The sequence below is a fragment of the Pseudomonas sp. LBUM1643 genome (assembly GCF_059716215.1).
Map to the genome: position 1 here is coordinate 669,316 of NZ_CP166813.1, position 18,914 is coordinate 688,229.

At 58.5% G+C, this 18,914-nt stretch carries 16 protein-coding genes; 3 read left to right on the plus strand and 13 right to left on the minus strand.

Annotation, left to right across the window (positions count from 1 at the left end; all coding sequences use genetic code 11):
* The first annotated feature begins 138 nt into the window (after positions 1-138).
* On the plus strand, positions 139-948 hold the full coding sequence (locus tag ACA063_RS02900) for a hypothetical protein (protein ID WP_497664725.1): 810 nt from the start codon (positions 139-141) through the stop codon (positions 946-948).
* 66 nt (positions 949-1,014) lie between these two features.
* Positions 1,015-1,665 carry a hypothetical protein gene (locus tag ACA063_RS02905; RefSeq protein WP_497664726.1) on the plus strand — a complete coding sequence of 217 codons (651 nt, stop codon included), beginning with the start codon at positions 1,015-1,017 and terminating at the stop codon, positions 1,663-1,665.
* A gap of 66 nt (positions 1,666-1,731) precedes the next feature.
* On the opposite strand, the gene ACA063_RS02910 is transcribed toward ACA063_RS02905, so the two are convergent.
* The 11 genes from ACA063_RS02910 to aroQ all read right to left on the minus strand — a co-directional run bounded on the left by ACA063_RS02910 (position 1,732) and on the right by aroQ (position 14,689).
* Complete coding sequence (locus ACA063_RS02910) at positions 1,732-2,328, minus strand: MarC family protein (protein ID WP_497664727.1); 597 nt, start codon at positions 2,326-2,328, stop codon at positions 1,732-1,734.
* A gap of 65 nt (positions 2,329-2,393) precedes the next feature.
* On the minus strand, positions 2,394-5,171 hold the full coding sequence (locus ACA063_RS02915) for a hybrid sensor histidine kinase/response regulator (RefSeq protein ID WP_497664728.1): 2,778 nt from the start codon (positions 5,169-5,171) through the stop codon (positions 2,394-2,396).
* A 99-nt stretch (positions 5,172-5,270) separates the two neighbouring features.
* Positions 5,271-6,566, minus strand: a complete 1,296-nt coding sequence (purD, locus tag ACA063_RS02920; RefSeq protein WP_497664729.1) for a phosphoribosylamine--glycine ligase — start codon at positions 6,564-6,566, stop codon at positions 5,271-5,273.
* Between the two features lie 148 nt (positions 6,567-6,714).
* Positions 6,715-8,322 (minus strand): bifunctional phosphoribosylaminoimidazolecarboxamide formyltransferase/IMP cyclohydrolase, encoded by a 1,608-nt coding sequence (purH, locus tag ACA063_RS02925; RefSeq protein WP_162439133.1) that lies wholly within the window; start codon positions 8,320-8,322, stop codon positions 6,715-6,717.
* Positions 8,323-8,403: 81 nt separating this feature from the next.
* A complete protein-coding gene (fis, locus tag ACA063_RS02930; protein ID WP_007907419.1) occupies positions 8,404-8,724 on the minus strand; it encodes a DNA-binding transcriptional regulator Fis in 321 nt (106 codons plus the stop codon).
* Positions 8,721-9,731, minus strand: coding sequence for a tRNA dihydrouridine synthase DusB (dusB, locus tag ACA063_RS02935; RefSeq protein WP_162439132.1), 1,011 nt, complete (start codon positions 9,729-9,731; stop codon positions 8,721-8,723). Before dusB ends, fis begins: the two co-directional genes overlap by 4 nt.
* 185 nt (positions 9,732-9,916) lie before the next feature.
* Positions 9,917-11,137, minus strand: coding sequence for a DUF3426 domain-containing protein (locus tag ACA063_RS02940; RefSeq protein WP_497664730.1), 1,221 nt, complete (start codon positions 11,135-11,137; stop codon positions 9,917-9,919).
* A 30-nt stretch (positions 11,138-11,167) separates the two neighbouring features.
* Positions 11,168-12,046 (minus strand): 50S ribosomal protein L11 methyltransferase, encoded by an 879-nt coding sequence (gene prmA / locus ACA063_RS02945; RefSeq protein WP_497664731.1) that lies wholly within the window; start codon positions 12,044-12,046, stop codon positions 11,168-11,170.
* Positions 12,047-12,371: 325 nt separating this feature from the next.
* A complete protein-coding gene (gene accC / locus ACA063_RS02950) occupies positions 12,372-13,730 on the minus strand; it encodes an acetyl-CoA carboxylase biotin carboxylase subunit (RefSeq protein WP_162439129.1) in 1,359 nt (452 codons plus the stop codon).
* 17 nt (positions 13,731-13,747) lie between these two features.
* Positions 13,748-14,209: an acetyl-CoA carboxylase biotin carboxyl carrier protein gene (gene accB, locus ACA063_RS02955; RefSeq protein ID WP_054044024.1), complete on the minus strand. Its 462-nt coding sequence runs from the start codon at positions 14,207-14,209 to the stop codon at positions 13,748-13,750.
* A 24-nt stretch (positions 14,210-14,233) separates the two neighbouring features.
* Positions 14,234-14,689 carry a type II 3-dehydroquinate dehydratase gene (gene aroQ / locus ACA063_RS02960; protein ID WP_010463880.1) on the minus strand — a complete coding sequence of 152 codons (456 nt, stop codon included), beginning with the start codon at positions 14,687-14,689 and terminating at the stop codon, positions 14,234-14,236.
* A gap of 62 nt (positions 14,690-14,751) precedes the next feature.
* On the opposite strand from aroQ, the gene ACA063_RS02965 reads away from it, so the two are divergent.
* Positions 14,752-15,048 (plus strand): hypothetical protein, encoded by a 297-nt coding sequence (locus ACA063_RS02965; RefSeq protein ID WP_497666607.1) that lies wholly within the window; start codon positions 14,752-14,754, stop codon positions 15,046-15,048.
* Between the two features lie 18 nt (positions 15,049-15,066).
* On the opposite strand, the gene ACA063_RS02970 is transcribed toward ACA063_RS02965, so the two are convergent.
* Complete coding sequence (locus tag ACA063_RS02970) at positions 15,067-17,013, minus strand: methyl-accepting chemotaxis protein (protein WP_497664732.1); 1,947 nt, start codon at positions 17,011-17,013, stop codon at positions 15,067-15,069.
* 52 nt (positions 17,014-17,065) lie between these two features.
* Positions 17,066-18,736, minus strand: coding sequence for a diguanylate cyclase GcbA (gene gcbA, locus ACA063_RS02975; protein ID WP_497664733.1), 1,671 nt, complete (start codon positions 18,734-18,736; stop codon positions 17,066-17,068).
* Positions 18,737-18,914: the final 178 nt, after the last annotated feature.

Below are 18,914 nucleotides of genomic sequence, written 5' to 3' on the forward strand. Positions count from 1 at the left end.
ATATAACTCGTACATTTCAGCGTTAACAATGCTGCAATTATTGGTATCTGATTTGTTTTATCGAAAATTGACGCGTGGAGTTGCGTGTTTTAAGTTTGGTTGTGCCGCATGAGGCGGTTATTTTTATAAGGAGATTTTATGAGTAACCCTATCAATAATAAAGCTTCGGAACTTCCATTTGATGAGGTGATGCAGGATACCTACTTTGAGCGAATCGAAGCTCAATTAACCCATGTGTCCTCTCGTCGCGTCAGAAAGTTCTCGTCGGGCGACAGCCTGACTACAAACCGAGCAGCAGGGGATAGTGACGCCTCGGTGGTGGGTCAATCTCTTGTAGTGTTTGACGAACACCTCGGTCAGGAAGATAGGCAAGATGGATTGGACAGCCAGGCTTTTGCCGAAGCGGTAGTCCGTCAGTTACCTGCAGGCACAACACAAGAAGAAAAATACGCAGAATACAATAGAGCCTTATCGGCCATCGGCTGGGTGACGGAAAGTTACACTCGCAAAAGGTATGATTCCAAAACATTGACGCTGACAATGAATGAAGCCGTTTTTCAGGTGCTTGAAACGGTTCTCAGCGCGGGCTCAGGTAATGTATTGAGTCTAGTGGCTGCCGGTGTTGAAAAACTGAAAGGTGATAAGCCTGCGTTGAAGTTAATAGATACGGCAAGTAAAAGCAGTGATCTTATTAGCTTCAAGGCAGTGCCGTGTATCGTTGCTCCGGGTGGCGGTATGGCAATGGTTATGGGCGGGATGGATGTGTATAGCAAGAACTTTGATGGCGACTTCCTGTTTTTTACTTTCAATACGCAAGGGGTGCACATCTTTCAAGCAGCAGGCATTCGTAAGTTCAACAAGCGCGCTTTCGATCGCAAGCGTCAGAAGGTGTATGACTTTCTTGATCTGCATGATGATGGTCTATTCAAGAAGATAACCGGAAAGTGAAGTTAGCCGTTGGTTTGTTTAATTGACCTGTCTAGTGTTTGGTTGTAAGTGAGCAATGGAGGTGTTATGTCAGTGCTGAGTAGTGCCGTTGTAGTAGGTGGCTGTCTGTTGTCCTTCGCTCAATCAGTCTTTGCACAGGATCAGCAGGATATACAGGACTGTTTGCTCTACGCAGAGCTTGCAGCGAATGACAAATATCCAGGACAGGCCTCAAGAAAAGTCTGGTTTGATTATTATCAGGGCCGGCTATTGAAAGCGGGCTTTAAACTGAAAGTTATAGTCCCGTCTGAGCCGCTCAGCGTGTCGAATGTTCATCAACTGATGAACCTCAATCATACGGTTATTGGCGAATTGGGGTTTGAGCGATTGGGGCAGCTGTTCGAGGAGACTTACCGCGCGTTAAAAATGGACGAGTTTGCCTGGAACTTCTTCCGCGGGAATGTCGCGCGCACAGGTGCGGGCATTCTCAAGTGTGCTCCCTGCGAGCGCCTTGATTCTGGTGAAACGATTGCCTGTCTTTACGGCTTGCGCTACAGCACAGCAGTGGTTGAACAAGATTTCTTTTTCTGGAGCGAATTCGAAAAGGAGGTGGTCATTATTCCGGATGGTGGGGTATTCGCGTTTGATCGGGAGCTGTTCATGAAATACCGCGCCCGTGTGCACGAAAAAATTGATGCTTATTCGGACAAGGTTCTCGTGCGTAAACTGAAGCTCTAAGTGACTGTATTGAAGGGCAAGGCAGGGTTTTTCAGAACGAAAGCCCTGTCTTGTTTGCCATGCAGATCAGGGCACTAGATACCCTTTCACCCCGGTAAAGATTATTTGCGCCGCCAGCGCGCACACAAACAATCCCATCAACCGGCTGACAATCTGCAAACCCTGATCACCCAGAATTCGTTCGATGCGGCTGGACAGATAAAGCACCACGCCAACGGTGAAGCTGGCCAGGGCGATGCTGAGGATGGCGGTCAGTTTGTCGTCCCAATGCGGCTGGCTCACGCCCATCACCAGCAAGGCGCCGATAGTGCCGGGGCCCACCGTCAAGGGAATAGTCAGCGGGACGATGGTCACGTCCTGCTGCACGTTGTCGGTTTGCACCACCGATTTGCCTTGAGCCATGCCGAGTGCGGAGATAAACAATACGCTGCCGGCGCCGATGCGGAACGCGTCCACCGTGATGCCGAAGACATCGAATATCACTCGGCCGAACAGGTACAACAGGACGCTGGAGACCAAGGTGGCGGTTGCCACTTTCCAGGCCAGTCGACGTTGTTCCTTGCGCGAGTAGCCGCGGGTCAGGCTGATAAAGCAGGACAGGACGAAGAAGGGGCTGTAGAGCACCAGCATCTTCAAGTAAACGCTGAACAACACGTGGAGCATGGGGCGGGCTCACTGGCGATGGAAGTCGAGGGGAGAGTCTATCAGGCGCTGTCGAGGCTGTCGGCTCAGGACGTTTGCGTCGCCGTCTGGTTCAGCAGATCGCGCTGGGCAACCCAATGTTCAATCAACTCGCGCAACTGCGAAAGCTCCACCGGTTTGGCCATGTGCCCATCCATGCCAGCCTGCCGCGCGCGTTCCTTATGCTCGGCGAGGATGTGCGCGGTCAACGCTACCACGGGGGTACGGGTCCGCTGGTTGCCAACTTCCCAGGCACGCAGTTGCTGGGTCGCGGAAAAACCGTCAAGTATTGGCATTTCGCAGTCCATCAGGACCAGGTCATAACGCTGCGCTTTCATGGCTTGCAGGGCTTCTTCGCCGTTGCTGGCGGTGTCCGGTTGCAGATTGAGCTTGCCCAACATGCCGCGAATGACTTTGGTGGAGATGCTGTTGTCTTCCGCCACCAGGATGCGGAAATCGCCGGGGACCTTGATCGGTAGCGTCGGTCCGGTGGGCGGGCGGTGTGGCACGGCCACTCCTTTGTTACGCTGATTCAGTTCATCGGCCAGGGTGGTCTTGAGTGTGTAACCGGCCACCGGTTTGGCCAGGATGCGCTTGACCCCTGAATTGCGCGCGATGATCTTGCTCGGCGCGTTGCTGATGCCCGTCAGCATGATCAGCAAAATGTCATGGTTGAGGCTCGGGTCTTCCTTGATCTTGGCCGCCAGTTGCATGCCGGTCATACCAGGCATGTTCTGGTCCAGCAGGACCACATCGAAATAATCACGCAGGTGCGCTTTGGTGCGCAGCAGCGCCAGTGCTTCCTTGCCCGAAGGGGCGGCGCTGACATTCAAGCCCCAGGCCGTGCATTGTTGCACCAGCACTTTGCGACAGGTGTCGTTGTCATCGACCACCAGTACCCGCGCACCTTGAAGGGGACCATCCAGATCGGATGTCGGGTGCTCGAGACGGTCTGGGTCAAGCGGTAAGGTCAGCCACAACGTGCTGCCCTGGTTGGCGCCGCTCTTGATCCCGAATTCCCCCTGCATCAGGCGAATCAGTTGACGGGCGATGACCAGCCCGAGATTCCCGCCCAGACGGCTGGCCGAAAGGAAATTTTTACTGTGGAGTTCGGCATGCATCAGCGCGTCGCGCTCTTCGGCGTCCATCGGCTCGCCGCTGTCCTGGACGGCGATGCGCAACCGCGGCTTGGCGCTGCGCTCGTCGAGGGCAACGACGATCAGGATTTCGCCTTCGTCGGTTTTCTTCAGGGCGTTTTCCAGCAAGCTCAGCAGGGTTTGACGCAGGCGTGTCGGATCGCCGCTGATGACCCGTGGTACTTGCGGCTGGATAAAGCTGATCAGCTCGACGTTCTGTTGTTCCGCTTTGGCGCGGAAGATGCTGAGGCAGTCTTCGATCAGCGCATTGAGATCGAACTGCACATCGTCCAGTTCGATCTGCCCGGACTCGAGCTTGGAGATGTCGAGAATCTCGTTGATCAGTGTAAGTAGTTCATTTCCGGCGCTGTGGATGGTCTGTACGTAGTCGCGCTGCTTGACCGAAAGCGGTGTGCCCAACAGCAGCTCGGTCATACCGAGGACACCATTCATCGGGGTGCGAATTTCATGGCTGATCTTGGCCAGAAACTCGGCTTTGGCGTTGATTTCGGCGTTGCTGGCGGCCAGGTCTCGGCTGACGCTGAAGCGGTCTTCGGTGATGCTGCGCTGGCGTTCGCTCAGGGCGATGCTCATCAGCAGCCCGCTGACGCAGATGAATGCCAGGAGTGTCGTGATCAAGCCCTGGGGTTCCACCAGGGTCAGCCCCAGCAAGGCGGGCAGGATAATCAATGTGCCGAGATTGAACACCACCATGGCGGCCACGAACAGGCGCGCCGGACGATAGCCTTTTTGCCAGTGCCAGGCGCCCACGAACAGCATGCTGAGACCGGCGAGGGCAACCATTGCGTAGGTAATGATATTCAGCGGCAGCGTGTTGACGAATAGCAGTAGCAGGCCGCAAGCAATGATGAACAGGATGTCGCCCACCAGCAGCTTGTTCAGCGGGTGAGGGCCGAGCGGGGCGAAGAAGCGGTATGCAAACATGAGCCCGCACGGAGCGGTCATCAGCAAGGCGACGTAAGCGCCTGGCGTCTGTAACGCCTGCCAATTGGGCAGCCAGGGCCCTGCGAGATTCAGCAGCATCGCCAGGCTGAGCATCAACAAGGCCTCGCAACCCGCCAGCCATAAACTGCTGCGGGATCGGGTATAGGCATAGCGGATGAGGTTGTGCAGGATCAGCATCCCGATGCAGCCGAATAGCAGGCCATAGATCAGGGTCTGGGTCTGATTGGCAGCGGTGGTAACCGCCGATTGCAACGTGATGTAAGGCCGCATCTGGTGTTCAGACACCAGGCGCAAGTACACGTCGAGAGGCTTGTCGCTTTGGGGCAGTGGCAGCATGAAATCGCTGCTGGGCAATGGGCGCTCGGCCTTTGGCTCATCCGTCCCGGAATTGGTTTGCTCGATGAGCTTGTCGCCTTCAAGCACATAGAGGTTGAGGTGTGACAGGTCCGGTGCGAACACCTTCAACACTTGCTCATGCTTGCCAGGCGCAAGCCTGAAACGCAACCATAACGCGCCCTCGGGCTCGGCCGCGGTGAGGCGTTCAAGTTCGATGGGACTGAATTGATTGGTGTAACGAACGGAACGGATGTCGCTCAATTGCAGGTTGCCCTGTTCGTCGAGCAATACACTCCAGCCACTGCCTTGCGCGGCGTGGGCCGCAGGCATGCAGAGCAAGGTCAACAGAGTGACAGTGAGGCTTATGGCAATCCTGAGCCAGCGCACGGCGAAATCCCTTCGTAGGTTGATGCCAGATTATAACTATGCGCGGCGCCGGAATAGTCCGGCAAGAGCCTGTGGCCCTTGCCCGACCGAATGAATCGTTTATTCCTGATTTTCGCCACGCTCGCGAGCAATGGCGCGGTAGCCAATATCCTTGCGATAGAAACAGCCTTCCCAGTCTATTTTGGCCGCCAGCTTGTAAGCCTGCTGCTGAGCCGCATCGACGCTGACGCCCATTGCGGTTGCGCACAGTACGCGACCACCGGCCGTTACTACCTGACCGTCTTTCAGCGCAGTACCGGCGTGGAAGACTTTACCTTCCAGCGCCGCCGCCGCATCCAGACCGTTAATGGCAACGCCTTTGGCGTAATCGCCCGGGTAGCCACCGGCGGCCAGCACAATGCCGACGCTCGGACGCGGGTCCCACTGTGCTTCGACTTTATCCAGTGCTTGCGCGAGTGCGGCTTCGACCAGCAATACCAGGCTCGACTGCAAACGCAGCATGACCGGTTGGGTCTCAGGGTCACCGAAACGGCAGTTGAACTCGATGACTTTTGGGTTACCAGCTTTGTCGATCATCAGACCGGCATAGAGAAAACCGGTGTAGACATTGCCTTCCTCGGCCATGCCGCGAACGGTCGGCCAGATCACCAGGTCCATCACGCGTTTGTGCACTTCGCTGGTGACCACCGGGGCAGGAGAGTAAGCACCCATGCCGCCCGTGTTCGGGCCGGTGTCGCCGTCGCCGACGCGTTTGTGATCCTGGCTGGTGGCCATCGGCAGTACATTCTTGCCGTCGACCATGACAATGAAACTGGCTTCTTCGCCGTCCAGAAACTCTTCGATGACTACGCGGGAACCGGCCTCACCGAAGGCATTACCGGCCAGCATGTCGCGTACGGCGTCTTCGGCCTCAATCAGTGTCATGGCAACGATCACGCCTTTGCCGGCGGCCAGGCCGTCGGCCTTGATCACGATCGGTGCGCCTTTTTCACGCAGATAGGCCAGGGCTGGCTCGATCTCGGTGAAGTTCTGGTAGTCGGCGGTCGGAATCTTGTGGCGAGCCAGGAAATCCTTGGTGAAGGCTTTCGAGCCTTCCAGCTGGGCGGCGCCAGCCGTCGGACCGAAGCAATCCAGGCCACGGGCGCGGAACAGATCAACAACGCCCGCTACCAGCGGTACTTCCGGACCGACGATGGTCAGCGCTACGTTTTTTTCGGCGAAATCAGCCAGCTGCTCAAGCGCCAGCACGTCGATGGCGACGTTTTCGCACTTGGCTTCAATGGCGGTGCCGGCGTTGCCTGGCGCGACGAAAACCTTCTGCACGCGCGGATCCTGAGCCACTTTCCAGGCCAGTGCGTGTTCACGGCCACCGCTGCCAATGATCAAAACATTCATTTCAAAAACCTCAAAAATCAGTGGGGGCGCTGCAAACCCCTGTAGGAGCTGTCGAGTGAAACGAGGCTGCGATCTTTTGATTTTGTTTTTTTAAAATCAAGATCAAAAGATCGCAGCCTGCGGCAGCTCCTACAGGGGGAGCGGTGTATCAGTGACGGAAGTGGCGCATGCCGGTGAAGACCATGGCGATGCCGGCCTCATCAGCCGCTGCAATCACTTCCGCATCACGCATCGAGCCACCTGGCTGGATCACTGCGGTGATACCCACCTTGGCCGCGTTGTCCAGGCCGTCGCGGAACGGGAAGAACGCGTCGGAGGCCATTACCGAGCCTGCTACCTGCAAGCCAGCGTGTTCCGCCTTGATCGCGGCAATGCGTGCCGAGTTCACACGGCTCATCTGGCCAGCGCCGACACCGATGGTCTGACGGTTCTTGGCGTAGACGATGGCGTTGGATTTGACGTACTTGGCGACTTTCCAGGCGAAGATCAGGTCGTTGATTTCCTGTTCCGTCGGTGCGCGTTTGGTCACGACTTTCAGGTCTTCGCTGCCGATCATGCCGATGTCACGGCTCTGTACCAGCAGACCACCGTTGACGCGCTTGTAGTCCCACGCCGCAGCGCGATCAGCCGACCACTCGCCGCAAGCCAGCAGGCGCACATTGGCTTTCGCCGCCACGATGGCGCGGGCCTCTTCACTGACGCTCGGGGCGATGATCACTTCGACGAACTGACGCTCGACGATGGCCTTGGCGGTCTCGGCATCCAGTTCGCGGTTGAAAGCGATGATGCCGCCGAACGCCGATTCGGTATCAGTGGCGTAAGCCAGCTCGTAGGCCTGACGGATACCGCCTTCGGCGTCCGGGCTCACGGCGACGCCGCATGGGTTGGCGTGCTTGACGATCACGCAGGCGGGCTTGACGAAGCTCTTCACGCATTCCAGCGCGGCGTCGGTGTCGGCCACGTTGTTATACGACAGCTCTTTGCCTTGCAGCTGGGTTGCGGTGGCGATGCCGACTTCGGCCGGCTTGGCTTCCACGTAGAACGCCGCGCTCTGGTGCGGGTTCTCGCCATAGCGCATTTCCTGAGCCTTGACGAACTGGCTGTTGAAGGTGCGCGGGAATTCGCTGCGACCTTCAGTGCTGAGAGTGTCAGCGGCCTGGTTCACGGTGCCCATGTAGTTGGCGATCATGCCGTCGTAGGCAGCGGTGTGTTCGAAGGCCTTGAGCATCAGGTCGAAACGCTGAGCGTAGGTCAGGCCGCCGGCCTTGAGGCCTTCCAGTACGTTGGCGTAGTCGCTGGCGTTCACCACGATGGCCACGTCTTTGTGGTTCTTGGCTGCAGAGCGAACCATGGTCGGGCCGCCGATATCGATGTTTTCGATAGCGGTCGGCAGGTCGCAGCCTGGCTTGTTGATGGTCGCTTCGAACGGGTACAGGTTGACCGCTACCAGGTCGATCGGCTTGATGCCGTGCTCGTTCATGATGGCATCGTCGATACCGCGACGACCGAGGATCCCACCGTGGATTTTCGGGTGCAGGGTCTTGACCCGACCGTCCATCATTTCTGCAAAACCGGTGTAATCCGCGACTTCCACTGCGGCAACGCCATTGTCGCGCAGCAGCTTGAACGTTCCGCCGGTGGAGAGGATCTCGACGCCCAGAGCTTCAAGCTCCTTGGCGAATTCGAGGATCCCGGTCTTGTCGGAAACGCTGATCAAGGCGCGGCGGATCGGCAGGCGGGTAGTCTGGTCGGTCATTTCAATTTCCATCAAAAGCAAAGGAGTCAGCAAAAAAGGCGACCGTTTTTACGCGGGCGCCTTTCTGGTTTGATTGAATGCTTACAGCAAATCGTACTGCTTGAGTTTCTTGCGCAGCGTGCCTCGGTTGAGTCCGAGCAGCTCGCTGGCCTTGGTCTGGTTGCCCTTGACGTAGTTCATCACGCACTCGAGCAGGGGAGCCTCGACTTCGGAGAGCACCAGGTTGTACACATCCGTGACGGCAGCGCCCTCAAGGTGGGCGAAATAATTGTGCAGCGCCTTCTCGACACTCCCGCGAAGGGTCTGACCTTCTTCGCTTGGCGTATTGAGGTGCTGTTTCAAATTCACGTTGTCGCTCACGGGTGTTGTTCCACTCACTAAAGTCTCGGTCATCATCGTCATGCGGCCACCCCTTCTCCGTCCCCTGTCAGGCTCTTATAACGTTCGGCGAAGAAGCCCTGAACGTTGGCGCATTGTGCTTCCGTATCTTCCAAACGATTGAAGTGGGCGCGAAATTCCCTGGCGCCCGGCAAGGTTGCGAGATACCAGCCCACATGCTTGCGAGCAATGCGCACACCCATGACATCTCCATAGAAGACGTGCAGCGCGGCCAAATGCTCTAGCAGTATGCGTTCCACCTCGATCAGTTCCAGCGCCGGAAGTTTTTCACCGGTACGCAGGTAATGATCGATCTCGCGAAAAATCCATGGCCGCCCCTGGGCAGCACGGCCAACCAGCAGGCCATCGGCACCGGTCGCGTCAAGCACGTACCGGGCCTTTTCCGGCGAATCGATATCGCCGTTGGCAAAGACCGGAATCGACACCGCCTGCTTGATCGCGGCAATGGTGTCGTACTCGGCTTCACCGGTGTACAGATCGGCACGGGTGCGGCCATGGACCGCCAGCGCCGTTATGCCTGCCTGTTCGGCGATCTTCGCCACCGTCAGGCCGTTCTTGTTGTCCCGGTCCCAACCGGTCCGGATCTTCAGGGTGACCGGCACATCGACTGCGGCCACGACGGCCTGCAGGATCTCGGTTACCAATGCTTCGTCCTTCAACAGCGCAGATCCGGCGGCCTTGTTGCAGACCTTCTTCGCCGGGCAACCCATGTTGATGTCAATAATCTGTGCGCCCAGCTCGACGTTGGCCCGAGCCGCATCCGCCAGCATCTGTGCATCCCCACCGGCGATCTGTACCGAGCGTGGCTCGGGATCACCTTCGTGGATCATGCGCATGCGCGATTTGCGGGTGTTCCACAGACTCATGTCGCTGGTCACCATTTCCGAGACTACAAGTCCTGCGCCCAATCGCTTGCACAGCTGACGAAAGGGCTGGTCGGTGACGCCCGCCATGGGGGCGAGAATCAAGCCGTTGTGCAATGTATATGGACCGATGCGTACCGCCGACATAGGACTTCCCTGTTGTGGGGCCGGATCATGAGAGTTCGAAAAAGGGTTGGCATGATACCCGCTCTCGATGACTGGATAAAGGCTGAATTGAACAAAATCTGAACAACTATTCTGTTATCGCCAGCGGTTTGGTTCACGCAGGCAAAGTCAGAAATCCGTCGCCAATCCGGGATCAGTGAACCGATTCACTCGGGAGAGTGGAAACTCAGGCTGTAGTTCACCGCTTTGGAGCCTGGATCCAGAATGTCCAGCGCAATATGGATCGGTGTTTGTGGTGGCATTTCTGCCATGCCTTCGAGGTCGCCGCTCAGGTACTCGCCAGGTTTGAATCGACGGCTGGCGATCAGGTGACCGTTGAGGTCGGCAAAGCGCAACTCCAGCAACGGAAACGGCTGGGAGAATGCGGCCCGGTTATAGATGATCGCATCGACCACCAGTGCGCCGCTGAAGTCCGGATGGCTGCGGACCACCAGGTTGCTGCTCTTGATTTTGGCAATATCGACTTTGGATGGCACGGTGCAACCAATTTGCGGGCACAGTTGCTGGAACCATGGACGGTACTGGTCCTGACGCGCGAGTTCTTCAAAATGGTAAGCCACGTACTGGCCGGCGAGGGCGCCTGCGGCGAGCACGATCAACAGCAACCAGAAAAACCGTCTACCCCAGGGGGAGCGACGTTTTTGCCAGTCCAGTTGCAGCGGATCGTCGGTCAGATCCTGCAGGGCTTCGGCGCGGCCGTTCGGTTCGCTGCGTTTCTTGCGCAAGGGCTCTATCGAGGGGAGGTCGTCGTCAATGTCATCGACGTCGGCGGTCGCGGACAAGCGTTCGCGCGGTGGCGGCGAGTCGAGCACCAGGTCCTGACGCACCAAGGGCGGACGAGGTTCATCGTCGAGTTCCACCAGCTCCAGCGTCAACGACGGTTCGGTGCGTGCCGGTTTGAGCAGGACAGTCGGCGGTTTCGTGTCTTCTTCAATGTCGTCGGCCTGAGCGCGATCGGCTGCTGACTCACTGAACAGGCTGTCGGCCCACGGCGCTTCATCGTGCTCGGTACTGTCGCGACGAGCGCTCAACGTGTCTTCGCGATGGCGGCCAAATTCGGTGGTCGGCTGTATTTCCCGTTGCTCAAGTCGGGCGAGTTCTTCGTCCAGGTCCAGGCTGTCGAGATCCAGCTCGGCGGCGGTCCACTGCTTCAGGCTGATCGCCCGTTGCTCTGGCGGCTCGACGGTGGCAGGAACCGCAGACGCCGCTTCCTGGCCAAGACTCTGCTCCAGCAGCTGCTTGGCGGCATTGAATACTTGCAAGCACGAGCCGCAACGAACCACACCACGGGCCACGCTCAACTGAGCATGGCTGACGCGGAAGCTGGTTTGGCAATGCGGGCACTGAGTGACGAAGCTGTCGGTCATGCGGCGATCCGGATTATGCAGGCGCTCATTCTAGCGCCGACGGCCAGTGATGCGCACCCAGCCATCGCGATTGGCGATCGGGTCCAGATCGAAGTCCTGGGCGTAGGCTTTGGCGACATCTTCACCTTGTTCGGCGAGGATGCCCGACAGTGCCAGGCGGCCACCTGGCTTGACCAGGCAGGACAGCTGCGGCGCCAGGGACACCAGCGGGCCTGCGAGAATGTTGGCAACCAGCACGTCGGCCTGAACCTGTGGCAGGTCTTCTGGCAGGTAAAGCGGGAAGAGCGCTTCAGCGATGTTGTTGCGCCCGGCGTTGTCGCGCGAGGCTTCCAGCGCCTGCACGTCGATGTCGGTACCGACCGCTTCCTTGGCACCCAGCAACAGGGCGGCAATTGCCAGAATCCCCGAGCCACAACCGAAGTCCAGCACGTTGCAGTCTTTCAGGTCCTGGCCGTCCAGCCATTCCAGGCACAGTGCGGTGGTCGGGTGAGTGCCGGTGCCAAATGCCAGGCCGGGGTCCAGCAGAATGTTCACGGCGTCGGGTTCAGGCGCGGCGTGCCAGCTTGGAACGATCCACAGGCGTAGACCGAAGCGCATTGGCTGGAAATCGTCCATCCAGCTGCGTTCCCAATCCTGGTCTTCAATGATTTCGCTGTGATGCTCGGGCAGCGGGCTGCCGGTCAACAGTTCAAGGTGGGCCAGCACGCTGGCTGCTTCGGTGCCATCTTCGAACAGGGCCAGCAGGTGCGTGTGCGACCAGAGAGGCGTGGTGTTGAGTTCCGGCTCGAAGATCGGCTGATCTTCGGCGTCCATGAACGTTACCGACACGGCGCCCACTTCAAGGAAAGCGTCTTCGTAGGTTTCGGCTTGTTCTGGGCTGATGGCGAGACGGACTTGCAGCCAAGGCATGGCGGGCACCTTTGAAAAATATTGATTGCAGCCTAGCGGGCTGCGAGAAGCGCGCAAGTTTACGCGAGCGCGGGGTAGAAAACGACCGGGTAGGCAGGGTTCGCAAGTAAACGAATGCCCTGTGGCGAGGAGCTTGCTCCCGCTGGAGCGCGGAGCGGTCCCGAAAATGGCAGAGCAGGCTCTATCTGATACATCGCGGTTAATGGTCTTGCGGTTGCTGCGCAACCGAGCGGGAGCAAGCTCTCTCGCCACAGCGGTTCTGTGTGCTGCAATGTCCAGAAACAACAAAGCCGCCCGAAGGCGGCTTTGTTGATCAGGCTAAAGCTTAGTGCTTGTCGCCAGCCAGCTTGTGTTCCAGGTAGTGGATGTTGATACCACCTTTGCAGAAGCCTTCATCGCGGACCAGGTCGCGGTGCAGCGGGATGTTGGTTTTGATCCCGTCGACAACGATTTCGTCCAGCGCATTGCGCATGCGCGCCAACGCTTCGTCACGGGTTGCGCCGTAGGTGATCAGCTTGCCGATCAACGAATCGTAGTTCGGCGGAACGGCATAGCCACTGTACAGGTGCGAATCGACGCGAACGCCGTTGCCGCCTGGAGCGTGGAAATGCTTGACCGTGCCCGGGCTTGGCATGAAGGTTTTCGGGTCTTCAGCGTTGATCCGGCATTCCAGCGCGTGACCGCGGATGACCACGTCATCCTGGGTGTACGACAGCTTGTTGCCAGCGGCGATGCTGAGCATCTCCTTGACGATGTCGATGCCGGTGACCATTTCAGTGACCGGGTGCTCAACTTGAACGCGGGTGTTCATTTCGATGAAATAGAACGCCCCGTTCTCGTACAGGAACTCGAAAGTGCCCGCGCCGCGGTAATTGATGTCGATGCACGCCTTGACGCAGCGAGCGAGCACTTCCTGGCGAGCCTTCTCGTCGATGCCCGGTGCCGGCGCTTCTTCGAGAACCTTCTGGTGACGACGTTGCAGCGAGCAATCGCGGTCGCCCAGATGGATGGCGTGGCCCTGGCCGTCGGAAAGAACCTGGACTTCCACGTGGCGTGGGTTGGTCAGGAACTTTTCCAGATAGACCATCGGGTTGCCGAACGCCGCGCCAGCTTCGGAGCGGGTCAGTTTTGCCGAGGAGATCAGGTCTTCTTCTTTATGCACAACGCGCATGCCGCGACCACCACCGCCGCCAGCGGCTTTGATGATCACCGGATAACCGACTTCGCGACCAATGCGCAGAGCGGTTTCTTCGTCTTCAGGCAGCGGGCCGTCGGAACCCGGAACGGTTGGAACGCCAGCAGCGATCATGGCGTGCTTGGCCGATACCTTGTCGCCCATCAGGCGGATGGTGTCGGCTTTCGGGCCAATGAACGCGAAGCCGGAGTTCTCGACCTGTTCAGCAAAATCAGCGTTTTCCGCAAGGAAACCGTAGCCTGGGTGAATGGCGGTAGCGCCGGTCACTTCAGCAGCGGCGATGATTGCCGGAATGTGCAGGTAAGAGTGCGCGGCCGATGCCGGGCCGATGCAGACGGATTCGTCTGCCAGACCCAGGTGCATCAGCTCTTTGTCAGCTTTGGAGTAAACAGCGACAGTCTTGATGCCCATCTCTTTGCAGGCACGCAGAATCCGCAGGGCAATCTCACCGCGGTTGGCGATCAGAACTTTTTCCAACTTCGCAGTCATCAAAGTTTCTCCGCGGTTCAAACGATGGTGAACAGCGGTTGGTCGTACTCAACCGGCTGGCCGTCTTCGACGAGAATGGATTCGATCACACCGCTGGTTTCAGCTTCGATGTGGTTCATCATCTTCATCGCTTCAACGATGCACAGGGTGTCGCCTTTCTTCACGGTCTGGCCAACTTCAACGAAGGACGGCGAGCTTGGCGAAGATTTGCGATAGAAGGTGCCGACCATAGGCGAACGGGCAACAGTGCCGTTCAGAACTGGCGCGGCCGGAGCAGCAGGCGCGGCAGCGGCAACCGGAGCAGCGGCAACTGGCGCAGGCGCCGGAGCATGCATGGGAGCGGGTGCGTAGTACTGCTGAGCTGGAGTCTTGCTGTGGCGGCTGATACGTACGGACTCTTCGCCTTCTTTGATCTCGAGCTCGTCGATGCCGGACTCTTCCAGCAATTCGATCAGTTTCTTAACTTTACGGATATCCATGAATCATCAACTCCCAAGGGTCGGTCAGGGGCGTATAGCTTGTTGTTCAAGCTGCTCTAGGGCGGCCTCCAGGGCCAGTCGATAACCGCTGGCGCCAAGGCCGCAGATCACTCCCACCGCTACGTCAGAGAAGTAAGAGTGATGGCGGAAAGGTTCGCGTTTGTGCACGTTGGACAAATGCACTTCGATGAATGGGATGCTCACCGCCAGCAGCGCGTCACGTAATGCGACGCTTGTGTGTGTAAAAGCTGCTGGGTTGATCAAAATGAAGTCCACACCTTCGCCTTTCGCGGCGTGGATGCGGTCGATCAATTCGTACTCGGCGTTGCTTTGCAGGTAGAGCAGATGGTGACCGGCTTCACGGGCACGGCGTTCCAGGTCCTGGTTGATCTGCGCCAGCGTCGTCGCGCCATAGGTGCCCGGTTCGCGGGTGCCGAGCAAGTTCAGGTTGGGTCCGTGCAGAACCAGTAAGGTTGCCATCTGCTGTTCCTTGTTATCTGTGAGCAATTGTCAGAACTCGGCGACTATGCCGCAAAGCCTTTGTGACTGTCCAGTTCTATGCAATAGCCAGCACGATGGCCGATGTTTGCGCGAAATATATGACCGAGCGATTAAATCCGGTCATTCGCCTTCTGAACACGTTCGGCGAAGTCTCGCGCGGCGACCTCGCCGATGACTCGCAGATCGGCGCGCCAACAGTGGAATACTGGAAGATCTGGCTCCGGCGAGAACCCGGTCCAGGTAATTCGGAGCATCCCGGCGGCACGGGCCGGCAGGGCGAGCACAAAAAACAGCAGGCAGAGAGAACGGCGCATGACGAACAAGCGTATCGAAGGTGAGGGCATGATAGCGGCCTATCAGACGCGGAAAGCCTGAACGGCCGTGTGCAACCGTCCGCCGAGCACCAGCAAATGCTCGCCTTGTTCGCGTCCCTCGCCAATCCGCAGCAGGTTATCCCCACCCAATTGATGAATTCGCTCACTGTGATCGCGGATCTCACTGACAGCGCCGCTTTGCTGAGCGGTGACATCGGCGATGCGCACTGCCGTGTCGGAGATGGTTTGAATTGCGCCGACGATTTTATCCAGCGCACCGTCGGCTGCCTGGGCCTGGTGAGCGGTGGCTTCGGCGTGTTCGACCTGTGCGCGCATGCCTTCAACCGATTGACGCGCCGCCGTTTGCAGGCCGGCAATCAGCGTCTGAATTTCCGCCGTAGCCCCCGCCGTGCGTTGCGCCAACGAGCGGACTTCCTCGGCCACCACCGCAAACCCCCGACCCATTTCCCCTGCGCGGGCGGCTTCGATGGCGGCATTCAGGGCCAGGAGATTGGTCTGGTCGGCAATCGAGCGGATCACCGTCAGGACACCGCCGATGGTGGCGGACTCCTCGGCCAGGTGTTCGATCATCTGCGCGTTGCCTTGCACTTCTCCGACAAGCGAATGCAGCCCGGTGAGGCTCAAGCCGATGACTTTCTGCCCGTGCGCCACCGCCAATCCGGCATGGCGGCTGGCGTCGGCAGCCTGGCTGGCATCGCCGGCGACCTGTTGGATGGTCGCTTCCAGTTCCCCAAGGGAATCGCGGATCAGCGCCGTGTCACCGGCCTGGTGTTCAGCGCCGCTGTGCAGATCGTTACTTAATTCGGCCAAGGTCCGACTGCTGCCGGCGACTTGTTCGGCGTTGAGGCGGATGGTTCCCACCAGGTCAACCAGGTAGGCGCGCAAGCGGTTGAGCGACAATTGAATGTCATGCAATTCGCGGTTGGTGTTGCCCAGCTCGATGTCCCGGCTGAAGTCGCCTTCGGCCCAGGTCGACAGGGCCGGTGCCAGGTTGGTCAGCGTACGCGCCAGACGGCGCTGCAGCGTATCGATGAGCAAGGCAATCAACAGGATCAGCCCGATCATCACCCCTTGTATCAGTCGCACTTCACTCTGGATTTGCCCATGTTGTGCGCGCACCACGGGTTCCAGGCCGGCAATGACGTGTTGTACGTCAGTGATCTTCTGGTGCGTGGCCGCGCCGAGTTCGCTGCGTTTGTGAATCTGTTCGCGGGTGCGTTCAAGTTCTGACGGATACCGGCTCAGCAAGCTGTTGAGTTCGCGTTTGAGCCCGACACCCGCATCTTCAGCCACGGCTTTCTCGTTGTTTTCCAGCCCCATCAATGCGGCGAAATCATCGGTGTTCGACTCGCTGCTGCTGGTCACGCCCAACAGTGGCAAGGCATCCAGCCGTTCAGCCTGAGTGCGGATGTTGGCGACTTCGCGTTCGACGTCGGCGGCCAGTTCACTGCGACCGCTGCTCACCAGTTTTTCCCGTGCCAGCGACAGCTTGCTCAGGTGTTGAGAGGCGGCGAGCAGCGGCGTCAGGTAAGCCGCGTTAGTGCTGGCGTACTGGCTGAGCTGGTCAAGACTGGCCCCCAGCTCTCGTTCGGCTTGCAACAGCAAGGCCTGTGGGTCGCCCGCGAGTTTGCCGGCGGCGAGCAAGTCGGTTTTGCTGAATGCTTCGAGGTTAGACAGGCTTGGACGCAAGGTGTCGGCCAACGCCTGGGGTAACTCGCCGAGTTCTTTGTTCAGGTCGTCGATTGCCTGGCTGGCGCTGCTGAGGCGCAGGGCATCGCCGCTGGTGAGGTAATCCTCGACGTTACGCGCCACGCCATTCTGAAATTGCTGGGACAGCCCCAGGTAACGCTCCATTAATAGATAAGGGCGTTCGAGGGCTTTTTGCGACCACCACAGCGTGGCGCCAAGGGCCAGGCACACGGCGACTAAAAGGAGGGTGTTGAGATTGGTCAGCAGCTTCAGGCGCATCGCGGGACTACCAACGGCAGAATGGTAAGCGCCTGAAGTTATTGCGTTTCTGTTACAGGGTTATGACCAGATCGCTGGATTCCGATGAAAAGATGGCACTTTGCTTTGATGCGCGCGCGGACTGCACCCGGTTGCGCCCGGCATGCTTGGCCCGGTACAGCGCCTCGTCTGCCTGGCTCGCCATCATCAGGCTGTCACAGTCTTCATTAAGGTCCACAACACCGGCGCTGAACGTGCACCAAAGATCCTGCGGCTGGGCTGGATAGTGAATCTCGGCAAAACGCTGGCGAATTTCATCGAGCACTTTATGGGCCGACTCAAGATCGGTGTCCGGCATCACGATAGCGAACTCTTCACCACCGTAGCGGCCAATGAAGTCGGTCTTGCGCAAGCGCTGCTTCAAGAACAACGCCAGGCTTTTGATGACCCGGTCGCCCATGGGGTGGCCATGGCTGTCGTTGACCCGTTTGAAATGGTCGATGTCGAGCATCGCAAAGCTCAATGGCTTGCTCTCGCGGCGGGCGCGGAAGCTGCAGTCTTCGAGCAGTTGCAGGATGTGCGTGTGGTTATACAGACCGGTCAGGCTGTCGCGGACCATCCGTGCTTTCAAATTGCGCGCCCGTGCTGCGCGGTTGCGCACGGTGGTGATCAGATGGCGCGGTTTGATAGGTTTGGTCAGGAAGTCGTCGCCGCCTTCGCTCATGGCGTCGAGTTGCTTGTCCAGATCGTCTTCGGCCGAAAGATAGATGATGGGTACGCTGACATAACGGTCGTTGTGGCGAATCACTTTGGCCAGTTCGGTGCCGGTGCACGCGGGCATGTACATATCGAGGATGATGAGGTCTGGCTGGAAATCCGCCAGCTCGGCCATGGCCTGAATCGGTTCGATCAGGGTTCGCGTGACGATCCCGGCGCTGTTGAGCAGGCGCTCGGTGTGCAATGCCTGGGCGCGTGAATCGTCAATGATCAGCACTTTGAACGGTTCGTACTGGGCGACGCAGGTCAGGACTTCGATCTTCTCCAGCAGGCTCGAGGCTTCGAGGGTGCCGGTCAGGAACTCCTGGCCGCCGGCACGCACGGCGGCGAGGCGGGTAGGGGTGTCGGTTTCGTTCAAACTGAAGAACAACAATGGCAATTGATGATCCAGCCCTTCCTGGGCCTCGGCCGCCAGTTTCAACCCGACACCGGCTCCGCTGAAATCCACATCCATGACAATCGCCGCAGGCAATCGCTCGACCATCGAAGAGCGGAACGCCGCCACACTGTCGAGGGATTGGGCGCTGAGCCCGAAGAATTCAAGCTGTTTGGCCAGGCGTTCGGCGCGTTCATGATCCTGAAGCAGCACATAGATCGGTTTGCGCAACGGGGGCAGGAACGTTTGGTCGAGTTGATCGCCATGCCGCAAGCCGGTACGCGACAGGCGCTGCATCAAGCGATTGAGGTCGGTGATCAAGCCGCTGCTCAGGCGCCCACGGTTGGCGTCGACAGCTTCCAGCGCCTGACCGATATGGCGCGCCAGGTGAGTGTGCTCCGGTTGTTCGAAACGCTCGGCGAACCGCAGAAGGCGCAAGTTGGCTTCGCTCAATTCCGACAGGTCGGTCGTGGACCACTCGCTGCGTTGCAGGCGCTGCCATATCTCAAGAATTTGACGTGCCTGATGAATTACCCGCTGGGCAAAGTGGTGCTTGAGGCGCTCACGGCTGGGGTCTTCTGGCTCGGTCATATCCTGACTACTAGTTAGGGTGCATGCTGAGATCGACTGGTGGCTCTATGCTAGCACCTCTTTTCGTCAGGATGAGTGTCGTGCATCAATAATCTGGAAAGAGGCTCCATTCAGTTTGTGACTGGTCAGTCGGGTGCATTCGGGGCGGGCGTAAAACCTGTAGCAGCTGGCAAAGCCT

Coding starts and splice junctions, on each gene's coding strand:
- purH (WP_162439133.1), bottom strand. CDS start 8,322: ATGACCGACCAGACTACCCGCCTGCCGATCCGCCGCGCCTTGATCAGC.
- accC (WP_162439129.1), bottom strand. CDS start 13,730: ATGACTGCGAAGTTGGAAAAAGTTCTGATCGCCAACCGCGGTGAGATT.
- ACA063_RS02910 (WP_497664727.1), bottom strand. CDS start 2,328: ATGCTCCACGTGTTGTTCAGCGTTTACTTGAAGATGCTGGTGCTCTAC.
- gcbA (WP_497664733.1), bottom strand. CDS start 18,736: ATGACCGAGCCAGAAGACCCCAGCCGTGAGCGCCTCAAGCACCACTTT.
- ACA063_RS02970 (WP_497664732.1), bottom strand. CDS start 17,013: ATGCGCCTGAAGCTGCTGACCAATCTCAACACCCTCCTTTTAGTCGCC.
- dusB (WP_162439132.1), bottom strand. CDS start 9,731: ATGTCGGCGGTACGCATCGGTCCATATACATTGCACAACGGCTTGATT.
- accB (WP_054044024.1), bottom strand. CDS start 14,209: ATGGATATCCGTAAAGTTAAGAAACTGATCGAATTGCTGGAAGAGTCC.
- prmA (WP_497664731.1), bottom strand. CDS start 12,046: ATGCCTTGGCTGCAAGTCCGTCTCGCCATCAGCCCAGAACAAGCCGAA.
- ACA063_RS02940 (WP_497664730.1), bottom strand. CDS start 11,137: ATGACCGACAGCTTCGTCACTCAGTGCCCGCATTGCCAAACCAGCTTC.
- ACA063_RS02905 (WP_497664726.1), top strand. CDS start 1,015: ATGTCAGTGCTGAGTAGTGCCGTTGTAGTAGGTGGCTGTCTGTTGTCC.
- purD (WP_497664729.1), bottom strand. CDS start 6,566: ATGAATGTTTTGATCATTGGCAGCGGTGGCCGTGAACACGCACTGGCC.
- fis (WP_007907419.1), bottom strand. CDS start 8,724: ATGACGATGATGACCGAGACTTTAGTGAGTGGAACAACACCCGTGAGC.
- ACA063_RS02900 (WP_497664725.1), top strand. CDS start 139: ATGAGTAACCCTATCAATAATAAAGCTTCGGAACTTCCATTTGATGAG.
- aroQ (WP_010463880.1), bottom strand. CDS start 14,689: ATGGCAACCTTACTGGTTCTGCACGGACCCAACCTGAACTTGCTCGGC.